Consider the following 16433-nt stretch of genomic DNA (forward strand, 5'->3'; position numbering starts at 1 on the left):
TTTGTACGATCGCCCTATGTACCCTCCTGGCTGGATGCTCATCGACTGATTGGGAAACCCATGCTGTGCCAACTTCGAATCAGGCTGCAGATATGCTAGCAGGCAATTTGACGACCAGTCAGAATTGGTATTTGGATGAGTCTCGCTTCCCTCAATTGACAGTACCGCAGAACGTTCGCCCGTGTTGTGCATTTGGGGATATGCAGAAAGTTAAATTCGGGCCAGTCCCAGTGCCTTTTTTCCGACTGAACAACATTGTCGAACTTGAGGAGATAGGTCCGCACAAGTTTGCCAGCGGGATATATCACTACACGCCTTCATCCTCATCGGCATTGGGCCATGGCGGCAGCGAAAATAACGGTATCTTATACACGCAGAAAGGCGGCTTTATCGACCTCGCCCATGTACGCGATACCGCCGATGACACCATGGGATTATTTTTTGAGATACTCGCCAACTTAGGCCAAGCCCATGGCATTGATTTACCAGCCGAATTAGGACCAAGATATATCGAGATGACCCCGTTCGACGCGTCTTTACTAACCGAGGAGCAAAGATGGTCTGTTGCTGCTCACCTTGCAGCGCGTTTAGCCTACTTCAAGGCTGAATCCCACGAGATTGCCCAGTGGCACGGCTACGCTAGTTTTTCTGGATGGCCAGAGACGATTTCAGCCTACTCGCTTGAAGATCTCTACTCCAATATGTTGGGCGCGAAAATCGTACTTAGCCTCATTCAACAGCATAAGGTGTTGACCGAAAGAGACTATAACCAAAACGTCAGCTTGCTTCTCAATGCAAGCCTGCGAGAACTTGGTATCGTCGATAAGTCGAAAGCAAAATTGGTCTTAGCCACCGTCGACGGAAAATGGTGGAACTCACAAGAGTCGATCCCAAACAAGTACATGGTTCTGCAGCGTCATTACGACCTTGGCGACCAACAAACGCCTCATCTGCTGACACCAGAGTTATTAGGCGAACAGAATCCAAGTTTGCTAGATCTTGCGCAATCTTCCGCCACAGTCCTGACCTTACCAGCATCTTCTGAGTCAATAGAGCTCGATAGCATTGCTAGGTTAGTGCTTGAGATAGCACCGAGCTACGCTGACACCTTTAACCATATCCCAAAGCATATCTGGTCAGAGCGTATTGATCATACTCAGTTTCCAGTTATTGCGCAGTATGCAGAACGACAGGATAGCCAGGATTTAAAACGATTAGGTATTGCTGATGAGTAGCGCCCATTCTTTCAAAAAATTGATTCGGTTATTAATCGTCCCTCGCCTGTTTACGGGTTTATACGGCTGCGCTAGCGGTAATCAGTATAAACTGCACTGGACCACTTTATCTCTTGTACACCGTTGCTTTCCTTCAAGTTGTATGTCGGATAGTTAGCAGTGACACCAAACTCAAATCAAAATTCATGTAATCTTTTTGGGGCGTTGGATAAACAAATTGATATTCTTGAGATAACCTCTGTGGACTGCCCCAGTATGTCAAATCACGGCTCGGTGCTACTGCGGATCAGTTAAGTGTAACATTGATAAGCAATGTGCATATTTAAACGGTTTGGGGCTCAAACGTGCTAACCACGGTCGTGCTAGCACGCCTATGGACAATTTCGAAATATAGACGCTATGGGAACGGCGAGGTTACTGGCCAACAATACAGTTACGACCTTGGTTTTTCGCCATATACAGAGCTGAATCAGCTCTGGTGAAAGCACTTTGTAATGTGTCTTGAGAAGTTAAGTTACAGTAACCAATGCTCACTGTAATGGGAATGCTCATAGCCGATAAACGGCTCTGTGATTCAACTGATGAATGGATTGTATGCAACGTCGCCAGAGCTTGTTTGGAATCATTATCCGCAATAAAAATCACAAACTCCTCGCCTCCGTAGCGGCTAACCAAATCGCCCTTTTTAAGACTACCAGACAGAATTTTAGAGACATAAACGAGCGCGTTATCACCAACGTCGTGACCAAAGCGATCATTTACTTTTTTGAAATGGTCAATGTCTAAAATTGCAAGCGTTCCCTGAATAGGCAAATCACCTTGAAACAAATGGGCAATACGCTCATTAATGTAACGGCGGTTGAACAATCCTGTCAGCTCATCCCGAATGGATCTTTCGTAGTGCCAGTCAATCTGATTAAAAAGAAATAACGACAATAATCCGCCTAACAAGAAGAAGCAAACTATGTTTTGAGTCACCACGACTGCAACACGGTAATACTCTACTTGACCTGTTACAGCCAATGCAAAAGTAGGAAAACCAGCAGCAACAAGGCAAACCAATGCAGCTAAAGCGAGCATACGCTCGCCCTTACCATTTGAAGTTCTATGTTTGTGACAAAGTAAAAAAGTGGAAGCATACACCAGAGCAAAATTGACGAACGCAATCTGAACACGCAATTCAAGTGTATTTGGTACGAAGTGATAAATAAGAGTTTGTATCGCTGTATATGAGCAGACATGAACAATTGCTAGCTTCCATAACCACGGCTTAATATCGCGTTGATACCAACTTATAGAGCCAAATAGCAACAAATACGCAACTGTCATATACATAAAATTGTTTAATAAAACAGAATAAATAAGCGGAAGCCAGGAGCGAATAGCCATTGCAGCAAATGCAAAACCAAACAGTAAGAAAAAGTAAAAGAAATAAAGTGCTGATCGTCGTTGATAGTGAGTCAAGCCAGAGCGAATCTGAGATAAAAATATGCAGCCAACAGCACTACAAACAATATTGTTTATTACGCTGGCAAAATCGATGAGGCTTGAGCTTGAATTAATCACTACTTTTTTGCTTAGGCTAAGTGGGTCAAATAAACCGCTGATAATGTAAAGGTGACACAAAACACTCAAACATGTTAACCAATCACTCGATAAGAATCCATTAAAGTTAGATGAGATAAATCGGGTCGAGATGAAAGAATGAGAATGCCTAGAGTATAACACCTAATCTAAGCTAGGAGATGTCGAATTTACCGATAGCACCATACTACACAGTAATTAGTCATTGGCTATGTTAGATATTGCGCATTGACTTTCCACTGGTGTCGATCTTTTACGACGCCCTATACTTTATTGGCTCAGTAAGATGAGTTCAGCTTTACCCCAACGACGTAGCAGAAGTCCCTATCAAATACCCACCAACCATCATTAATACTCCAAATACCAATTTCCTCAACTGGTCGTTAGACAATGGGGGCGGATATCGCCTGGCTACCAAAGTTACTAGTGCGACTAACGGAACTGCAATGACGGACAACCAAATAATACTTGCACCTAAACTACCATCAAAATACACATAAGCGGTGCGCGAAGCAGAAGTGCAGGCAAAGACCATCAATAGCGTGCTACGTACTAATTCAATGGAAAATGGCTGTCTGTAGAGATGATAAACAATGGGTGGTCCTGCCATGCCAAACAGCCCACCAGTGAGGCCGGAGCCGAATCCTGAAAATAAAAAGGACGTCGAAGCGGAGCGCATTACTAACGTCTTCGGTTTAAACATGAAATTGAGCCCTGCGGCTAAAATCATGATGCCTAGTAGACCACGTAATATATTGGTCGCTGAGTCACTGAGTTGATCGAGCAAAAATACCCCAGCAATCACGCCAGGTACTATACCCGCCACTAAAGCCAGCATGATTTTAAGTTCCCCAGACAAGGGCTTACCTACCAATGCCACTAAGCAATTAAACAAAGTGACGATACTCACCACTGCGGCGATAACGGGCAGTGCAACCAGATTAAGACTCACAGTTAAACCGATCACAATGATACCGAGACCAAATCCAGTCACGGTCTGAAAGTAAGTGCCAATCATGATGGCGGCAAGAATGGCGAGTAACGTCGGTAATTCCATTTCTTTCCCTAATTGGTTATGTCTTCTTTTATTGAGGCGGATGAAACTTGGTCTATTTTCTTATCTTGTTGAGCCTGAACCGCTGTAACCGCAATCACATTAAAAATGTCCTCAGCGCAGCATCCCCGAGATAGATCATTCGCTGGCTGGTTTAACCCTTGTAACAAAGGGCCTATTGCCACCGCACCGCCTAACCTTTCTGCCAGCTTGTAGCCTATATTTCCCGCTTCTAAATTAGGGAATACCAGAACGTTAGACTGGCCTTTCACTTGCGAATCCGGCAGTTTTTTAGCAGCAATCTCAGTTACGATAGCGGCATCCAACTGAACGTCTTGGTCCACGGCGATATCAGGACAACGCTGTTTCACTAGCTGAGCTGCGTTACGAACTTTGTCGACAGATTCATGCTTCGCGCTGCCATTGGTAGAGAAAGACAACATGGCCACTTTAGGTTCTTCCATTAATAGCGATTTAGCACTGGTTGATGCGGCAATAGCAATGGAAGCAAGCTGCGTTTCATTGGGATCAATCACCAGTCCGCAGTCACTGAAAATCAAACCACCCTTGAGGTTGTGAAAAGGTTCACACAACATCATCAAAAAGAAGCTCGACACCAACTCACAGCCAGGTGCAGGGCCGATAATTTGTAAAGCCGTACGAACCACATCGGAGGTAGTATAAACAGCACCGTTCACCGTTCCGTCAGCAAACCCTTCTTTCACCATTAAATTGGCAAATATGAGAGGATCTTGAACCTGTTCGAGGGCGTCGTTATAGGACATGCCTTTCGCATTACGCAAAAGGTATAGACGGTCAGCTAACGCTTCTTTAAGAGGCGAACCCTGAGGCGAAACAATTTGAATGCCCGCAAGACTCACACTATGCCGCTCCGCAGCCTCTGCAATCACTTGTTGATCTCCAACCAAAGTGATGTATGCCAATTGCTTATCCTCGGCCATCCGCGCTGCGGCAAGCACTCGAGGGTCTTCAGCTTCGCTCAACACCACTCGCTTACGATCTAACTGAGCTTTGTTGATAATCCTTTCCATCGCCTTCATACTATAAATTCCATTTAATGATACATTATGTTCCATATTTTAATTAAATGTTAATCGCACTAATAAAAAAGATCAAATTTTATTCAGAAAATGGATATATACTAAATTGAAATGTACAATCTTAGACTTCGACGTATCGCAAGGATAAATGACTCTATGCCTACAGAAACACCGCAAGTTCAAGGAGATACTCCTACGCTCAGACTTTTTGCACTATTAGAGGTGATAGCGCAAAAAGACGAGTTCATATCTCTACAAGGATTAGTAGAAGAAACCGGACTACCAAAACCAACCCTGCATCGTATGTTGCAGCAGTTAGAAGCCGCAGGCATCATTCAAAAAGACGGAGATGAAAAGCACTATAGCTCGGGTATTCGTTTGAGAAAGCTAGCCGAGAACTTGTTGCTTAATAGCACCATGCATAGCGCAAGACGCACAATTCTCGAGAACCTCAGAGAAGAGGTGGGTGAAAGTTGTAATTTAACAGCGCTGTCCAGCGGCGAGATCATCTACCTCGATCGTGCAGAAACAGAAGCCCCCCTTCGCTTCCATTTGCATCCAGGGTCACGAGTACCTGTTCACTGCTCTGCAACGGGCAAACTGTTTTTAGCGCATATGTCTAAGTCACAACGTAGGCGGCTTATTGAGAATGTTCCTCTCACTCAATATACCGTAAACACGATTACTGATTACTCCGAGTTGGAAAAAAACATCGAGGAAGCAAAAATCCAAGGTTTTGCCATTGATGATGAAGAGTTTCTGCCCGGTCTAGTCTGTATTGCCGTGCTTGTGCCTTCTCCGACAGGACAATCTAATCTTGGTTTAGCCATACAGGCCCCTGTTATTCGTGTTAAACCAGATGAAGCCATTAAGTTCTTGCCTACTCTGCAAAAAGCAGCAAAAGCACTAGCAAAAATAGAAGCCGATAACTGGGGCGAACATTAGTCCCCAAAATACTCAATGGATACGTTAGCCACTTAGCCTGGCAAAACAACCATCCCTGTGGCGCCAGTTGCTTGCCTTATTGCCAAACATAAATCCTAACCCCAGTGAGATCCAATCTACTGGGGTTTGTCTCTTTCGGTCGACATGACACAGATCGGCCACTTAAAAACGCAACCGAGAGCACGAATCGGCTGAGAACACACTTCGAGTGGCTATGGTTCTCCCATACTTGTTCCACTATTGTGTTTTATATGAATGTAAAAGAAGAAATGGAATAGAAGGGATCGCTACCAATCAAATTAAAGATTGATAGCGATAACGAATGGAAAGCTGAGCTAGGATAGGTTTGATTTAACGTAGTAGCCAACAGCGACAAGTTTATTATCGAGCACTCGGTAATAAGTGTGCTTGGTTTCCACTTTGTTCGATTGAGGGTTTAGCCACTGATAGGTGTACACGCCTCGACCGTTTTTCTTAGCTAACGTCAGTAATTCGGTAAGAATAGGCTTATTATCCGGGCTTAAAATCTCATCATGTGAGCGTCCCACCAACTCCGGAGATGCGCCATGAGCAAGAAACTTTCCCGAACTCATGTCCATCACAAACACGTATAAATCGCCCTCAACAAAGCTTCCTTCAGGGTCGTTAAACTCATCAATACTTTTCTGCTCAGATTCCACCATGGCTTTCATCGCTCTAGCGAGTAACCGCTTCGCCTCGGATGTACTAGCGCGCTCTGGGTAGTAGCCGACGGCCACAATCACTTCGCCAACACGCTCAAAGAATGTGGTTTTAGGCTCCCCCATACGGTCAGTGGGGTTGGTCCAATTGTATTTCACTTCCCCGTAACCTTGATGTAGCGCCTTGGTGATCATTTCCCGAAAAAACGGCTTGCCGTAAACGTCTTGCGTATCAAGCACACTATCGCCAACCAACACCATAGACGAGCCACCGCTCGCTAGGAATTCACCGTCAATACCTAAGGCAAAGACATACAGTTCCCCATCTATGTATTCAGGGTCACTCATGAAATCTTTTACGCTCTCCTCTCCTACTGTTTGAACATGTATAACTGCCTTGGCCAAGAGGGTTTTCGCACGCTTTTCCGCTTCACTTGCTACGTGAGGCTCCGTGATATCGAGTACATTCACGGCAGCGCTATCTTCCGCACGCAAAGCGACACTACCCAACACAATGGACAACGCACAACCTATAACAATCAGTTTCAATATGTTCATGGTTATCTCTCCTAATAGCCAACTAATGACGGTAGCCAAAGCGTGATTTGTGGGAAGAAGGCGATAACAAACACGCCCAGTACCGACGCAAGAACAAATGGGTGAATCTTAGCGGTAATCTGTTCAACTGTGGCTCCACCAATACCCGAGGCGACAAAGATATTTTCGCCAAGAGGCGGAGTTGCAAACCCTATCGATAACGTACAAACCACGACAATACCAACATGGGTTGGGTCAGCGCCTAACATGTACATGATGGGCAACAAGACTGGCACAATGATCATAATCGCCGCTAACGTTTCCATAAACATGCCGATAAACAACAGTAATATGATGGTTAGTGCCCATACGAGATACATATTGTCTGTAAAGCCAAGTAGTGACTCTGCTACTACTACTGGAATTTTCTGTTCAATCAGTAAGCGACCAAACACGGTTGCCGCAAATAAGATCAATAGAACTCGCCCAGTGATCCATGTCGTTGTCGACAACGATTTAAGAATGTTCTTAAACGAGAGTTCACGGTGTATAAACAAGCCAACAAACAGCGAGTAGAAAATAGCCACCACTGCCGATTCTGTTGGGGTAAACATACCGCTATATATGCCGCCAAGGATCAAGAACGGCGCCAAAACAGACCAAAGCCCGCGGCGTAAAGATTGCCTGATTTCTCCAAATGACCAGTTTTCTGTCAGACCTTGATAGCCTTGCTTTTTCGCAATCATATAGTTGGTAATTACCAAGGTTGATGCCATGATCAGCCCTGGAATCACGCCCGCAACAAACAGCTTTGGAATCGATAGTGATGCAAACTGACCATGTTGAGCAATGGCCTCTGGCGGTGCCATTAAGCCCATGGCAGAGATACCGAAGATAACCAGCGGAATCGACGGCGGGATAATAATCCCAAGTCCACCTGATGCAGCGGTTACTGCGGAAGCATAGCTTTTTTCGTAATCGCGCTTAACCATTGCGGGTACCATTAACATACCCACCGCCGCTGTGGTTGCTGGGCCAGAGCCAGAAATCGCTCCGAAGAACAGACACGCCATAACCGTTGCAGCCCCTAGGCCACCAGTCACTGGTCCTGCCAGGCTTTCAGCAATATCCACTAAACGTTTGGAAATGCCAGCGGCTTCCATCAATGCGCCAGCCAATACGAAGGATGGCAGAGCCATCAAAGGGAAGTTACCCACTGAAGTAAAAGCTATTTGCACTAGTGCAATGGGGTTTTTATCCAATATCAAGTAGGCAGCCATGGATGCGCCTGCGAGCGATACAGTAATTGGTGCGCCTAGAATTAACAGTGTTAAAAAACCACCAAATAGAATTAGAGTTAAATAGGATTCCATAATTACATCTCTCTGTTACGACTCTGGCAGTGACTTTTGAGCGGTCATTTTGCGAAGTTCTTTTACTTCTGGGTCTTCATTCTTGGCACCTTTACACAAGCGCTCATAGTTGTTCCAAATGATCCGAACCATCATCAGAGAAAATGCGATCGGTAAAATCATGTAGAAGTACTTCATCGGGATACCGGTCGTCTGCGATTTCCAGAAAAGATTCATTTTATTGAATACAAAGTCGTAGCAGAGGTACACAAAATAACCGTTAAACAGCAGCCATAGTAAATCCGCTATGGTTTCACTGATGGTCTGTACGATGGGAGGAAAGAACTTAAAGTGGAAACTTACTCGGTTGTGGGCTGACATTTTCGCGGCAACCACCGCACCTAAATAAGCAAACCAGACAAACATATAGGTGGCAACTTCATCACCCCAAGGAATGGAATAGTCAAACAGCTGACGAGATAAAATTTGCGTAAAAAGTAGTAAGACAAAGCTCGCTAGTAATAAACAACAGGTGTACTCCTCGATGTTGTTTAGGTGCTTTCTAATTATTTTAGCGACTGACATATAACCTCCAATGTTGATTTTTACATGACAACCAGTCGCTCAATGTGTTTGAGCAGATAAACGAGTAAAGCCATGCAAAAACCCTATCCAACGGGCTGCCGTCAGATAGGGTGTAACTAATCGTTATTGTCTACCCAGTAGCTCAAGAACGTTATCTAGCTTCTCTTTACCCCCAATGCTTGAGTAGAATTTTGGCCATACTGAAGTGGTAACTTTCTCTATCCACTCTTTTTCACCGTTCGCAGGGTCGGTGAATACCATGCCTTTACCTTCGAGATCTTTACGGATCTTGATTTCCGTTTCTTCTAAGTAAGCAAAGCTGTGATCTGTTGCCTCTTGACCGGCCTCAAGAATGGTCTTTTGCATCTCTGGAGATTGTTGCTGGAACACTGACTCACTGATGATGAGCGGCTCAAGCGAAAAGATGTAGCGGATGTTAGTAACGTATTTTTGTACCTCATTAAACTTCATCGCATACACTGTAATGTATGGGTTATCTTGACCGTCAACCACTCCTTGTTGCAGGCCCGTAAAGGTTTCAGACCAAGCCATTGGTGTTGGGTTTACGCCCCAAGCTTGGTAAGAAGCAATCATGATTTCGTTACGAGGAACACGAATCACCAGCCCTTTTAGATCTTCTGGCGAGGCAACTGGCTTCTTCGAGTTGGTCAATACTCGAAAACCTGAATACGCCCAACCTACGATTCGAACACCAGCATCACGAATGGTGTTTTCTACCAATTCCTGACCTACCTTTCCTTGTGTCAAAAGCACGGCTTCTTCAGGGCTTTGAATCACATAGGGCATCGTTAATAAGCCAACCGTTGGTGAAAATGGAGTCACGTTGTTAATTGCTAAAACGGAAAAATCTAACAGACCAATAGCCGCATCATTAACGGTGTCTTGTTCATTACCCAATTGTCCATTTGGGAATAGGTCAATTTTTACTTTGCCTTCTGTCTTTTTCTCCATCAACTCGGAAAAAGTCTTGGCTAATTCCCATTGCGTTCCACCAGCAGCATCGCCGATAGCCATTTTGAAGTTTGCTGCCGAAGCCGTGTACGAAAACACTGCTGTCGCTGCAATTGTCACTCCAGCAATGATTTTGTTTTTAATAAGTTTCATAGTCTTAACCTTTCATAACGTACAGACATCCACTCTGTACTTTGCTTACAAGGTGACCTGGTACAACTTTCCTGGTCGTCGTCATTTCCCTATTTTGGAGATAGGCTTTGAGTGTTACAGCACTTCATCCTTTAGTGAGTACCACTGGTAAAGGAATCGCTGTCCTACTCGTCGAAATGGTGCAAACATCTCCGATTCCACCACTTCCCTCACGTTTGGAAACGGAAGTTTTGATTCGAATATTGGTAAGTCGAGCTTGTGTCCCTCTCCTGCAATCCACTGAGCCAGACGTTTACCGGCTTGCGCTGAATACATCACACCATTACCGCCATAACCCAAGGCGTAGAAGATGGATTGCGATGGATTCGGTTGATAGATTCTTGGCATCATGTCGTGGCTTACGTCCACCCACCCCCACCATGAGTAATCAATTTGGATTTGGTCTAATGCTGGGAATTTTCGCGTAAGGTCTGAACGTAACATGTCCTCGTATTTCTTCTCTGGCGCATTCTTACCGGTAATCGCACTACGAGTTCCAATCTGAACTCGATTGTCTGGAAGTAAACGATAGTAATGACGAAGTACGCGAGTATCCGTAATCACCTGATTGGTTTTGAAGTTACACGCGGCAATTTCGTCTTGCGTTAAAGGACGCGTTACCATTGAGTTTGATAAGACTGGGAGCAAACGGTTTTTTAACTCCGAGTGCAAACCTTGACTGGTATAACCGCCAGTACAAACCCCCACCGAGCGAGCCTTTACCACACCACCAGGTGTTTTGAGGTAGTGTACGCCACCGCGAGTTTCCCACCCCATAACAGGGCTAGCTGGATGGACCTTAACGCCCAACGCGCGCGCTTTTCTCAAGTAGCCAAAAGCCAACTTACCTGCATGAATACCAATACCTTCTGGTTCGTGCATCGCACCTGCTGCTTCTTGGTCGCCGACATAGTCTCGTTTTACCGTGTCAGCATCTAAAATTTGCGCATCGTAGTTGAAGGTTTCGCGAAGCAATTTCGCTTCTTTCTCTAATCCCGGCATCATCTTTGGACGATGGGCCACATATAGGTGACCACCGGGTTGTGGGTCACAGTCGATATCCTTGATCAGTTCCTTGAATGTGTTCATGCCATCCACACACTCGCGGTGCATTTTCAAAGCCGTTTCAAGGCCCCAACGTTCAATCCACTGAGAACGCTTTAGTCGTCCTGAAGCACATTGAGCCTGACCGCCATTACGGGTGCTACACCCCCAACTCAAGCGATTCGCCTCGATAACTGTTGCTTTAATCCCATACATTTCCGCAAGGTGAATCGCAGTACTTAAGCCTGTAAACCCTGATCCAATAATCGCAACATCGACATCCATATCCGATGTGATTGGACCATCGTCTTCCGGTGGAGCACCCGCTGTATCTACCCAGTAAGTTGGGGCGTATTCTTTACCATGACCCGGCGTTTTATCCTTTAGCGGATCATATTTAGGATCGTATTTATCTTTCGCTTGGGTGCTTTTCGCATTAGTTTCTACAGCATCGACTGCTGGTTCTTCCATTACTAAACTCATAATTCGACTCTCCTAGTCATAACCCCTGAACGAATAGTGGTTGCCATGTTTACTTATTTGGAGTGATAACTGGTCGAGCTTTTCTAAAGGCATTCTTAACACTGATTTTTCCATCACGCAGAGTAAAAACATCCACCATACGAGCTTCGATCACCGTACCGTCAGGGTTGGTAGCAGAGAAGGTTGATTCCGTTACTGCACGATCGCCACAAACAAAGTGCACAGGGTCGCTCCAAGCCGCATCTGGGAAATTCTGCCAAACCAGTTCGAAGCTATTGCGAACGGCTTCGTACCCTTCAATGGTGTTTCCAAGCAAACCATCTCCTGCGACGGTCTGAAACACACAATCATCAGTCATATATGACATTAATGCGTCAATGTCGTGGTTATTCCAGGCATCGCTAAAGGACTGTAAAAATGTCGTGTCGACTTCGTTTTCCTGTAATAATGTTGCTGTGTTTGTTTGCATATTCATCTTCCAAAGTCCTTTTATTTTTTTCGTTATTGGGTTAATACAGAGCAGTTCTACACTGCCGTTTTATTAGAGCATTTAAACTATAATTACGGATAATTAACAAGTTTATAACACTCCTCCACTCTAACTTTCAGTTGTGGTATGTACAAACTCTAAGCTCACAGATTTAATTTTTTTATAATTTAATTTTTGACCTAGTAAGTTTTAAAATCGTTTTTCATCGACTGATTATTCAAACGCTTGTTTATTTTTTACGTTAATTTGTTGTTAGTCGAAGTCAAAGTCTTGATTATACTTACGCCCATATTGTTCTAGTTTCCTATCATGGAAATTGACTTCAAAGTCGTCTTTAATTTCTCCACTTTGACTATCTAGTTCATTTTCCGAACTAGATTCAAAATCTATACTCGTCATTTTTTCTTCAACATTCGATGTTGTCTTATTTAATTCACTCATAGATATCAGCTCCTTTAATAAGTTATTTTTCACTGAGGGTAAAACATTAATAGATATTAGATCTTTCACATACTCTTGCTCATCATGAAGAGAATGTATACAGCTATTTCTTTCGTTTATAAATGGATGAATTGAATACCATTTATCCTTTTGTTGCTCCTGAAAATCGCAGTCGGAAGCTTTAAATACCTTAGTACTTTCAATATGATGGGGCGAACTTATAAAACTAGCCTTATGACGCCCCCGAACCTTTATGATATTGATGCAATCCTTGGTCGAACTGTTACAGACAGACCATATTGCGTTAAAAAGACTCTCAGTCCACTCTAGTAGTCGTGTAGGAAACCCTTGTTGTTCGGACAAACACATTAATAGCCATTCATTAACAGCACGGGAACCCAGCATCGGTACTCCGTAAACTTTCATTGTGGAAAGAAGTTCTTGTTCTACCCTTCTAAGGTTATTGCTATTTACTTTGCCTAAACTTGGAATTAGTGCACCGACTTTATATTCTTCCGCTCGATATATTAATGTGTTATTGCTTTTGGGCTCAGAAAATACATTTACTATTTCATATAATGCTTCGAGCGTACTGATATAATATTTACCGTTCATAATGAATACTCTTACCATCGAAAAACAAAGTAATAATTAAACTATTCTCTGAATATAAATAACCGTCAACATATATACTGCGATAAACATTGCATTCAATAAAAGCAATATAATTGGTTTCCACCCTAGGGAGAAAAGCTTCTCAAATGATGTTTTTACGCCTAGAGCGGCAATAGAAATAACTAAACACCACTTAGATATCTCTGACATTCCTTCTGACACTGTAGGAGGTACTAGGTTAAAGCTATTGATTACAATCAGTGCAATAAACATCATCAGGAAGAACGGTATTATTGGGGCGTTAATATGCGATTCTTGACCATCATTCTTTCTCTGCGCACGAAATGACAATGCAATTAACAGTATCACTGGCATCAGCATCGCGACTCGAAACATTTTCGCTAATGTTGAAGCATCCCCGATCTCGGTAGACAACATAAAGCCCGCACCGACCACCTGAGCCACATCATGAATGGAGCCACCCAAAAACATACCCGCTTCACTCGGTGATAACTGTAGTGAAGTAACGACAAATGGATAAAGAACCATGGCTATCGTTGAAAATGCAGCAACACCAATCGCTGTCATTAATGTGTATTGCTCGTTCTCTTTGCTCTGTGGAATCGTAGATGAAATCGCCATCGCCGCGGAGATGCCGCAAATCCCTGTTGCGCCGCCTGCCAGTAACCCAAATGTACCAGACACCTTAAGTAGCTTTGCGAACAAAAGGCTGAACATAATCGTCAGCACTACAGCACCAGCTAGGATACCCACGCCATGAAGACCTATGGTACTGACATCACTAAAGGCAATGCGCACACCTAACAAGGCAACACCAATTCGAACCAACTTCTTAGCCGCAAACTCAATACCGGCACCACATTTTTCATGGTCAGAGAGAAAATGCAGAGAAATACCCAGTAATAGTGCATAAAGAAACTTAGGACCGCCGTAGTGATCAGAGACAAACGTTGCCGCTGCGGCTATTACAATACTGAGTAATAATCCCGGTGCGATGCCCGTCGCTTCTCCATATAGCGTTCTGGGCATTTTCATGGTTTTAGAAATCATCGCTTCCACCTTTCCGTGTATTCAAAATGCCCGGCCATATAATGGCCGGACATACTCCCCGAGACCTATACGTAGTCTTTGTATTTATCTAGGAAGCGAACAGGTTTCGACAGTGCGTCGCGACGGAACGGGTCGCCCAGTTCCTGTGTACACATGATTTCGATGACTGTTGTTTTGCCCTCGTTCATCTGCATGTCGATGGCTTTTTGAAGTGTTGGACCTACATCTTCCAGCTTATCAACCGTGATACCTTCAGCACCCATTGCTCTCGCGATTTCAGCGAAGCTTTGGTTGTCTAGCTCACCGGCCACGAAGCGACGGTTGTAGAAGTCCACTTGGTTTTTCTTCTCAGCGCCCCATTGACGGTTGTGGAATACCACCGCAGTCACAGGAATGTTGTGACGAACACATGTCATCGTTTCCATTAGACTCATGCCCCACGCACCGTCACCTGCATAAGAAATAGCAGGACGATGTGGCGCCGCAACTTTTGCACCAATGATGGTTGGGAAGGCATAACCACAGTTACCAAAACTCATCGCGGCAAAGAAGCTGCGTGGTTTTTCGAAACGTAGATAGCTATTAGCGACAGAGTTAATGTTGCCGATGTCAGTAGACACCATTACATCTTCCGGCATAGCTTTTTCGAGCTCACGAAGCACTTGGCGTGGGTGCAGATATTCACCACCAGAGAACGGCGTTTCTTGTGCGTTTTCTTCGATCATATCCAAACTGAATGGGTCACGTTCGTGTGTCCATTCATCCAACTCTTTTTCCCACAGTGCCTTTTCCGTTGCGACTGTGTCTTGGCGAGACGCTTTGTTTTCATCACAAAGTAGTTCACGACCTTCTAGTCGTTCTTTTAGTGCAACTGCAGCAGCCTTAGCATCACCACAAATGCCTACAGAAATTTTCTTAACCAGACCAAGCATCTTATTGTCGGCATCAATTTGGATGATTTTCGCGTTCTTTGGCCAGTAGTCCATACCGTGTTGAGGTAAAGTACCAAATGGACCAAGACGTGTACCCAATGCAATAACCACATCCGCTTGGGCAATCAACTTCATCGCTGCTTTAGAGCCCTGATAGCCAAGTGGACCACACCACAATGGGTGGCTTGCCGGGAATGAATCATTGTGCAGATAGCTATTCACTACTGGTGCACCCAGTCTTTCTGCTAATGCCGCACATTCTTCAACAGCATCGGCCATGACCACCCCACCACCAGAAATGATGACTGGGAATTTCGCTTCGGCAATCAGATCCGCAGCTTCATTGAGTGATTTTTCGCCACCTGGACCTCTGTCTAGTCGAGCTGGTTTTGGAATTTCCGTTTTGATTTCACCGTAGAAATAGTCACGTGGAATATTCAACTGAGTCGGTCCCATTTCACTCATAGCGCGGTCAAAACAGCGGCCGGTGTATTCCGCCATACGCTCTGGGTGTGTCACGTGACCTTGGTATTTAGTGAACTCTTGGAACATAGGAAGTTGGTTACATTCTTGGAAACCACCCAATCCCATTGTTTTTGTACCTGTTTCTGGCGTGACAATAACCACTGGGCTGTGTGCCCAATAAGCAGCTGCAATCGCAGTAACACAGTTACTGATACCAGGACCATTTTGACCGATAACCACACCGTGACGACCTGATACACGTGAGTATCCATCCGCCATGTGCGCAGCCCCCTGCTCGTGCACCACTGGAATTAATCGAATGCCAGCAGGAGCAAATATATCCATTGCATCCATAAATGCTGATCCCATGATGCCGAACATGTCTGTCACATCATTGGCGACCATAGTTTCAACAAACGCTTCTGATGGTGTCATCGTTGTATTGCCGGAAACAACCGTGCGTTTTTCTTGCTCGCTCATCCTTCCCTTCTCCTTGAGTTGAACTAAAATTTCATTTTTCGGAATGAATTGTCTCTTTTTTGCATTCACATTCACCTTAGTAGGAGAATTTTTGCGCGTCAACGATTTATCTTTAATTGGAATGATTTATTCCAATTAACAAAACTAGATCACATTGTTAACAATATTTTGTACAAATAGTGTCGTTAACTTAGATTTAGCTGTTCATAATCGAC

At 44.4% G+C, this 16433-nt stretch carries 14 protein-coding genes; 2 read left to right on the forward strand and 12 right to left on the reverse strand.

What is annotated here, in order from left to right; translation table 11 throughout:
- Window positions 1–65 precede the first annotated feature (65 nt).
- The gene (locus L9Q40_RS05085; protein ID WP_498792430.1) at window positions 66–1235 is read left to right on the forward strand and encodes a DUF4056 domain-containing protein; all 1170 of its coding nucleotides are present in this window, start codon (window positions 66–68) and stop codon (window positions 1233–1235) included.
- 414 nt (window positions 1236–1649) lie between these two features.
- Here the strand turns inward: L9Q40_RS05085 and L9Q40_RS05090 are convergent, their stop codons facing one another.
- The 3 genes from L9Q40_RS05090 to pta form a co-directional block, all read right to left on the reverse strand.
- A complete protein-coding gene (locus L9Q40_RS05090; RefSeq protein WP_498792432.1) occupies window positions 1650–2801 on the reverse strand; it encodes a GGDEF domain-containing protein in 1152 nt (383 codons plus the stop codon).
- 316 nt (window positions 2802–3117) lie between these two features.
- Complete coding sequence (locus L9Q40_RS05095; RefSeq protein WP_020335187.1) at window positions 3118–3876, reverse strand: TSUP family transporter; 759 nt, start codon at window positions 3874–3876, stop codon at window positions 3118–3120.
- Window positions 3877–3884: 8 nt separating this feature from the next.
- Complete coding sequence (gene pta / locus L9Q40_RS05100) at window positions 3885–4934, reverse strand: phosphate acetyltransferase (protein WP_498792434.1); 1050 nt, start codon at window positions 4932–4934, stop codon at window positions 3885–3887.
- 156 nt (window positions 4935–5090) lie between these two features.
- On the opposite strand from pta, the gene L9Q40_RS05105 reads away from it, so the two are divergent.
- Window positions 5091–5879, forward strand: coding sequence for an IclR family transcriptional regulator (locus tag L9Q40_RS05105; RefSeq protein WP_020335189.1), 789 nt, complete (start codon window positions 5091–5093; stop codon window positions 5877–5879).
- A gap of 335 nt (window positions 5880–6214) precedes the next feature.
- Here L9Q40_RS05105 and L9Q40_RS05110 read toward each other — a convergent pair whose 3' ends face one another.
- The 9 genes from L9Q40_RS05110 to xsc all read right to left on the reverse strand — a co-directional run bounded on the left by L9Q40_RS05110 (window position 6215) and on the right by xsc (window position 16218).
- Window positions 6215–7117, reverse strand: coding sequence for a cache domain-containing protein (locus tag L9Q40_RS05110; RefSeq protein WP_065298400.1), 903 nt, complete (start codon window positions 7115–7117; stop codon window positions 6215–6217).
- A gap of 11 nt (window positions 7118–7128) precedes the next feature.
- Window positions 7129–8469 carry a TRAP transporter large permease gene (locus L9Q40_RS05115; RefSeq protein WP_020335191.1) on the reverse strand — a complete coding sequence of 447 codons (1341 nt, stop codon included), beginning with the start codon at window positions 8467–8469 and terminating at the stop codon, window positions 7129–7131.
- Window positions 8470–8484: 15 nt separating this feature from the next.
- Complete coding sequence (locus L9Q40_RS05120) at window positions 8485–9033, reverse strand: TRAP transporter small permease (protein WP_020335192.1); 549 nt, start codon at window positions 9031–9033, stop codon at window positions 8485–8487.
- Window positions 9034–9156: 123 nt separating this feature from the next.
- Window positions 9157–10158 carry a TRAP transporter substrate-binding protein gene (locus L9Q40_RS05125; RefSeq protein WP_498792437.1) on the reverse strand — a complete coding sequence of 334 codons (1002 nt, stop codon included), beginning with the start codon at window positions 10156–10158 and terminating at the stop codon, window positions 9157–9159.
- A gap of 114 nt (window positions 10159–10272) precedes the next feature.
- Complete coding sequence (locus L9Q40_RS05130) at window positions 10273–11724, reverse strand: NAD(P)/FAD-dependent oxidoreductase (protein ID WP_498792438.1); 1452 nt, start codon at window positions 11722–11724, stop codon at window positions 10273–10275.
- Between the two features lie 49 nt (window positions 11725–11773).
- Complete coding sequence (locus tag L9Q40_RS05135) at window positions 11774–12199, reverse strand: nuclear transport factor 2 family protein (protein WP_498792440.1); 426 nt, start codon at window positions 12197–12199, stop codon at window positions 11774–11776.
- Window positions 12200–12466: 267 nt separating this feature from the next.
- Window positions 12467–13270, reverse strand: a complete 804-nt coding sequence (locus tag L9Q40_RS05140) for an FRG domain-containing protein (RefSeq protein ID WP_498792442.1) — start codon at window positions 13268–13270, stop codon at window positions 12467–12469.
- A 36-nt stretch (window positions 13271–13306) separates the two neighbouring features.
- Window positions 13307–14341: a YeiH family protein gene (locus L9Q40_RS05145; protein ID WP_330469878.1), complete on the reverse strand. Its 1035-nt coding sequence runs from the start codon at window positions 14339–14341 to the stop codon at window positions 13307–13309.
- Window positions 14342–14406: 65 nt separating this feature from the next.
- Complete coding sequence (xsc, locus tag L9Q40_RS05150; RefSeq protein WP_020335198.1) at window positions 14407–16218, reverse strand: sulfoacetaldehyde acetyltransferase; 1812 nt, start codon at window positions 16216–16218, stop codon at window positions 14407–14409.
- Window positions 16219–16433: the final 215 nt, after the last annotated feature.

The sequence above is a fragment of the Allocatenococcus thiocycli genome (assembly GCF_921292965.1).
Lineage (GTDB): Bacteria > Pseudomonadota > Gammaproteobacteria > Enterobacterales > Vibrionaceae > Vibrio > Vibrio natriegens.

Bases quoted from the DNA above. Each gene is read 5' to 3' on its own strand.
- L9Q40_RS05115 (WP_020335191.1), bottom strand. From the start codon at position 8,469: ATGGAATCCTATTTAACTCTAATTCTATTTGGTGGTTTTTTAACACTG.
- pta (WP_498792434.1), bottom strand. From the start codon at position 4,934: ATGAAGGCGATGGAAAGGATTATCAACAAAGCTCAGTTAGATCGTAAG.
- L9Q40_RS05105 (WP_020335189.1), top strand. From the start codon at position 5,091: ATGCCTACAGAAACACCGCAAGTTCAAGGAGATACTCCTACGCTCAGA.
- L9Q40_RS05140 (WP_498792442.1), bottom strand. From the start codon at position 13,270: ATGAACGGTAAATATTATATCAGTACGCTCGAAGCATTATATGAAATA.
- L9Q40_RS05095 (WP_020335187.1), bottom strand. From the start codon at position 3,876: ATGGAATTACCGACGTTACTCGCCATTCTTGCCGCCATCATGATTGGC.
- L9Q40_RS05145 (WP_330469878.1), bottom strand. From the start codon at position 14,341: ATGATTTCTAAAACCATGAAAATGCCCAGAACGCTATATGGAGAAGCG.
- L9Q40_RS05110 (WP_065298400.1), bottom strand. From the start codon at position 7,117: ATGAACATATTGAAACTGATTGTTATAGGTTGTGCGTTGTCCATTGTG.
- L9Q40_RS05135 (WP_498792440.1), bottom strand. From the start codon at position 12,199: ATGAATATGCAAACAAACACAGCAACATTATTACAGGAAAACGAAGTC.
- xsc (WP_020335198.1), bottom strand. From the start codon at position 16,218: ATGAGCGAGCAAGAAAAACGCACGGTTGTTTCCGGCAATACAACGATG.
- L9Q40_RS05125 (WP_498792437.1), bottom strand. From the start codon at position 10,158: ATGAAACTTATTAAAAACAAAATCATTGCTGGAGTGACAATTGCAGCG.
- L9Q40_RS05130 (WP_498792438.1), bottom strand. From the start codon at position 11,724: ATGAGTTTAGTAATGGAAGAACCAGCAGTCGATGCTGTAGAAACTAAT.
- L9Q40_RS05120 (WP_020335192.1), bottom strand. From the start codon at position 9,033: ATGTCAGTCGCTAAAATAATTAGAAAGCACCTAAACAACATCGAGGAG.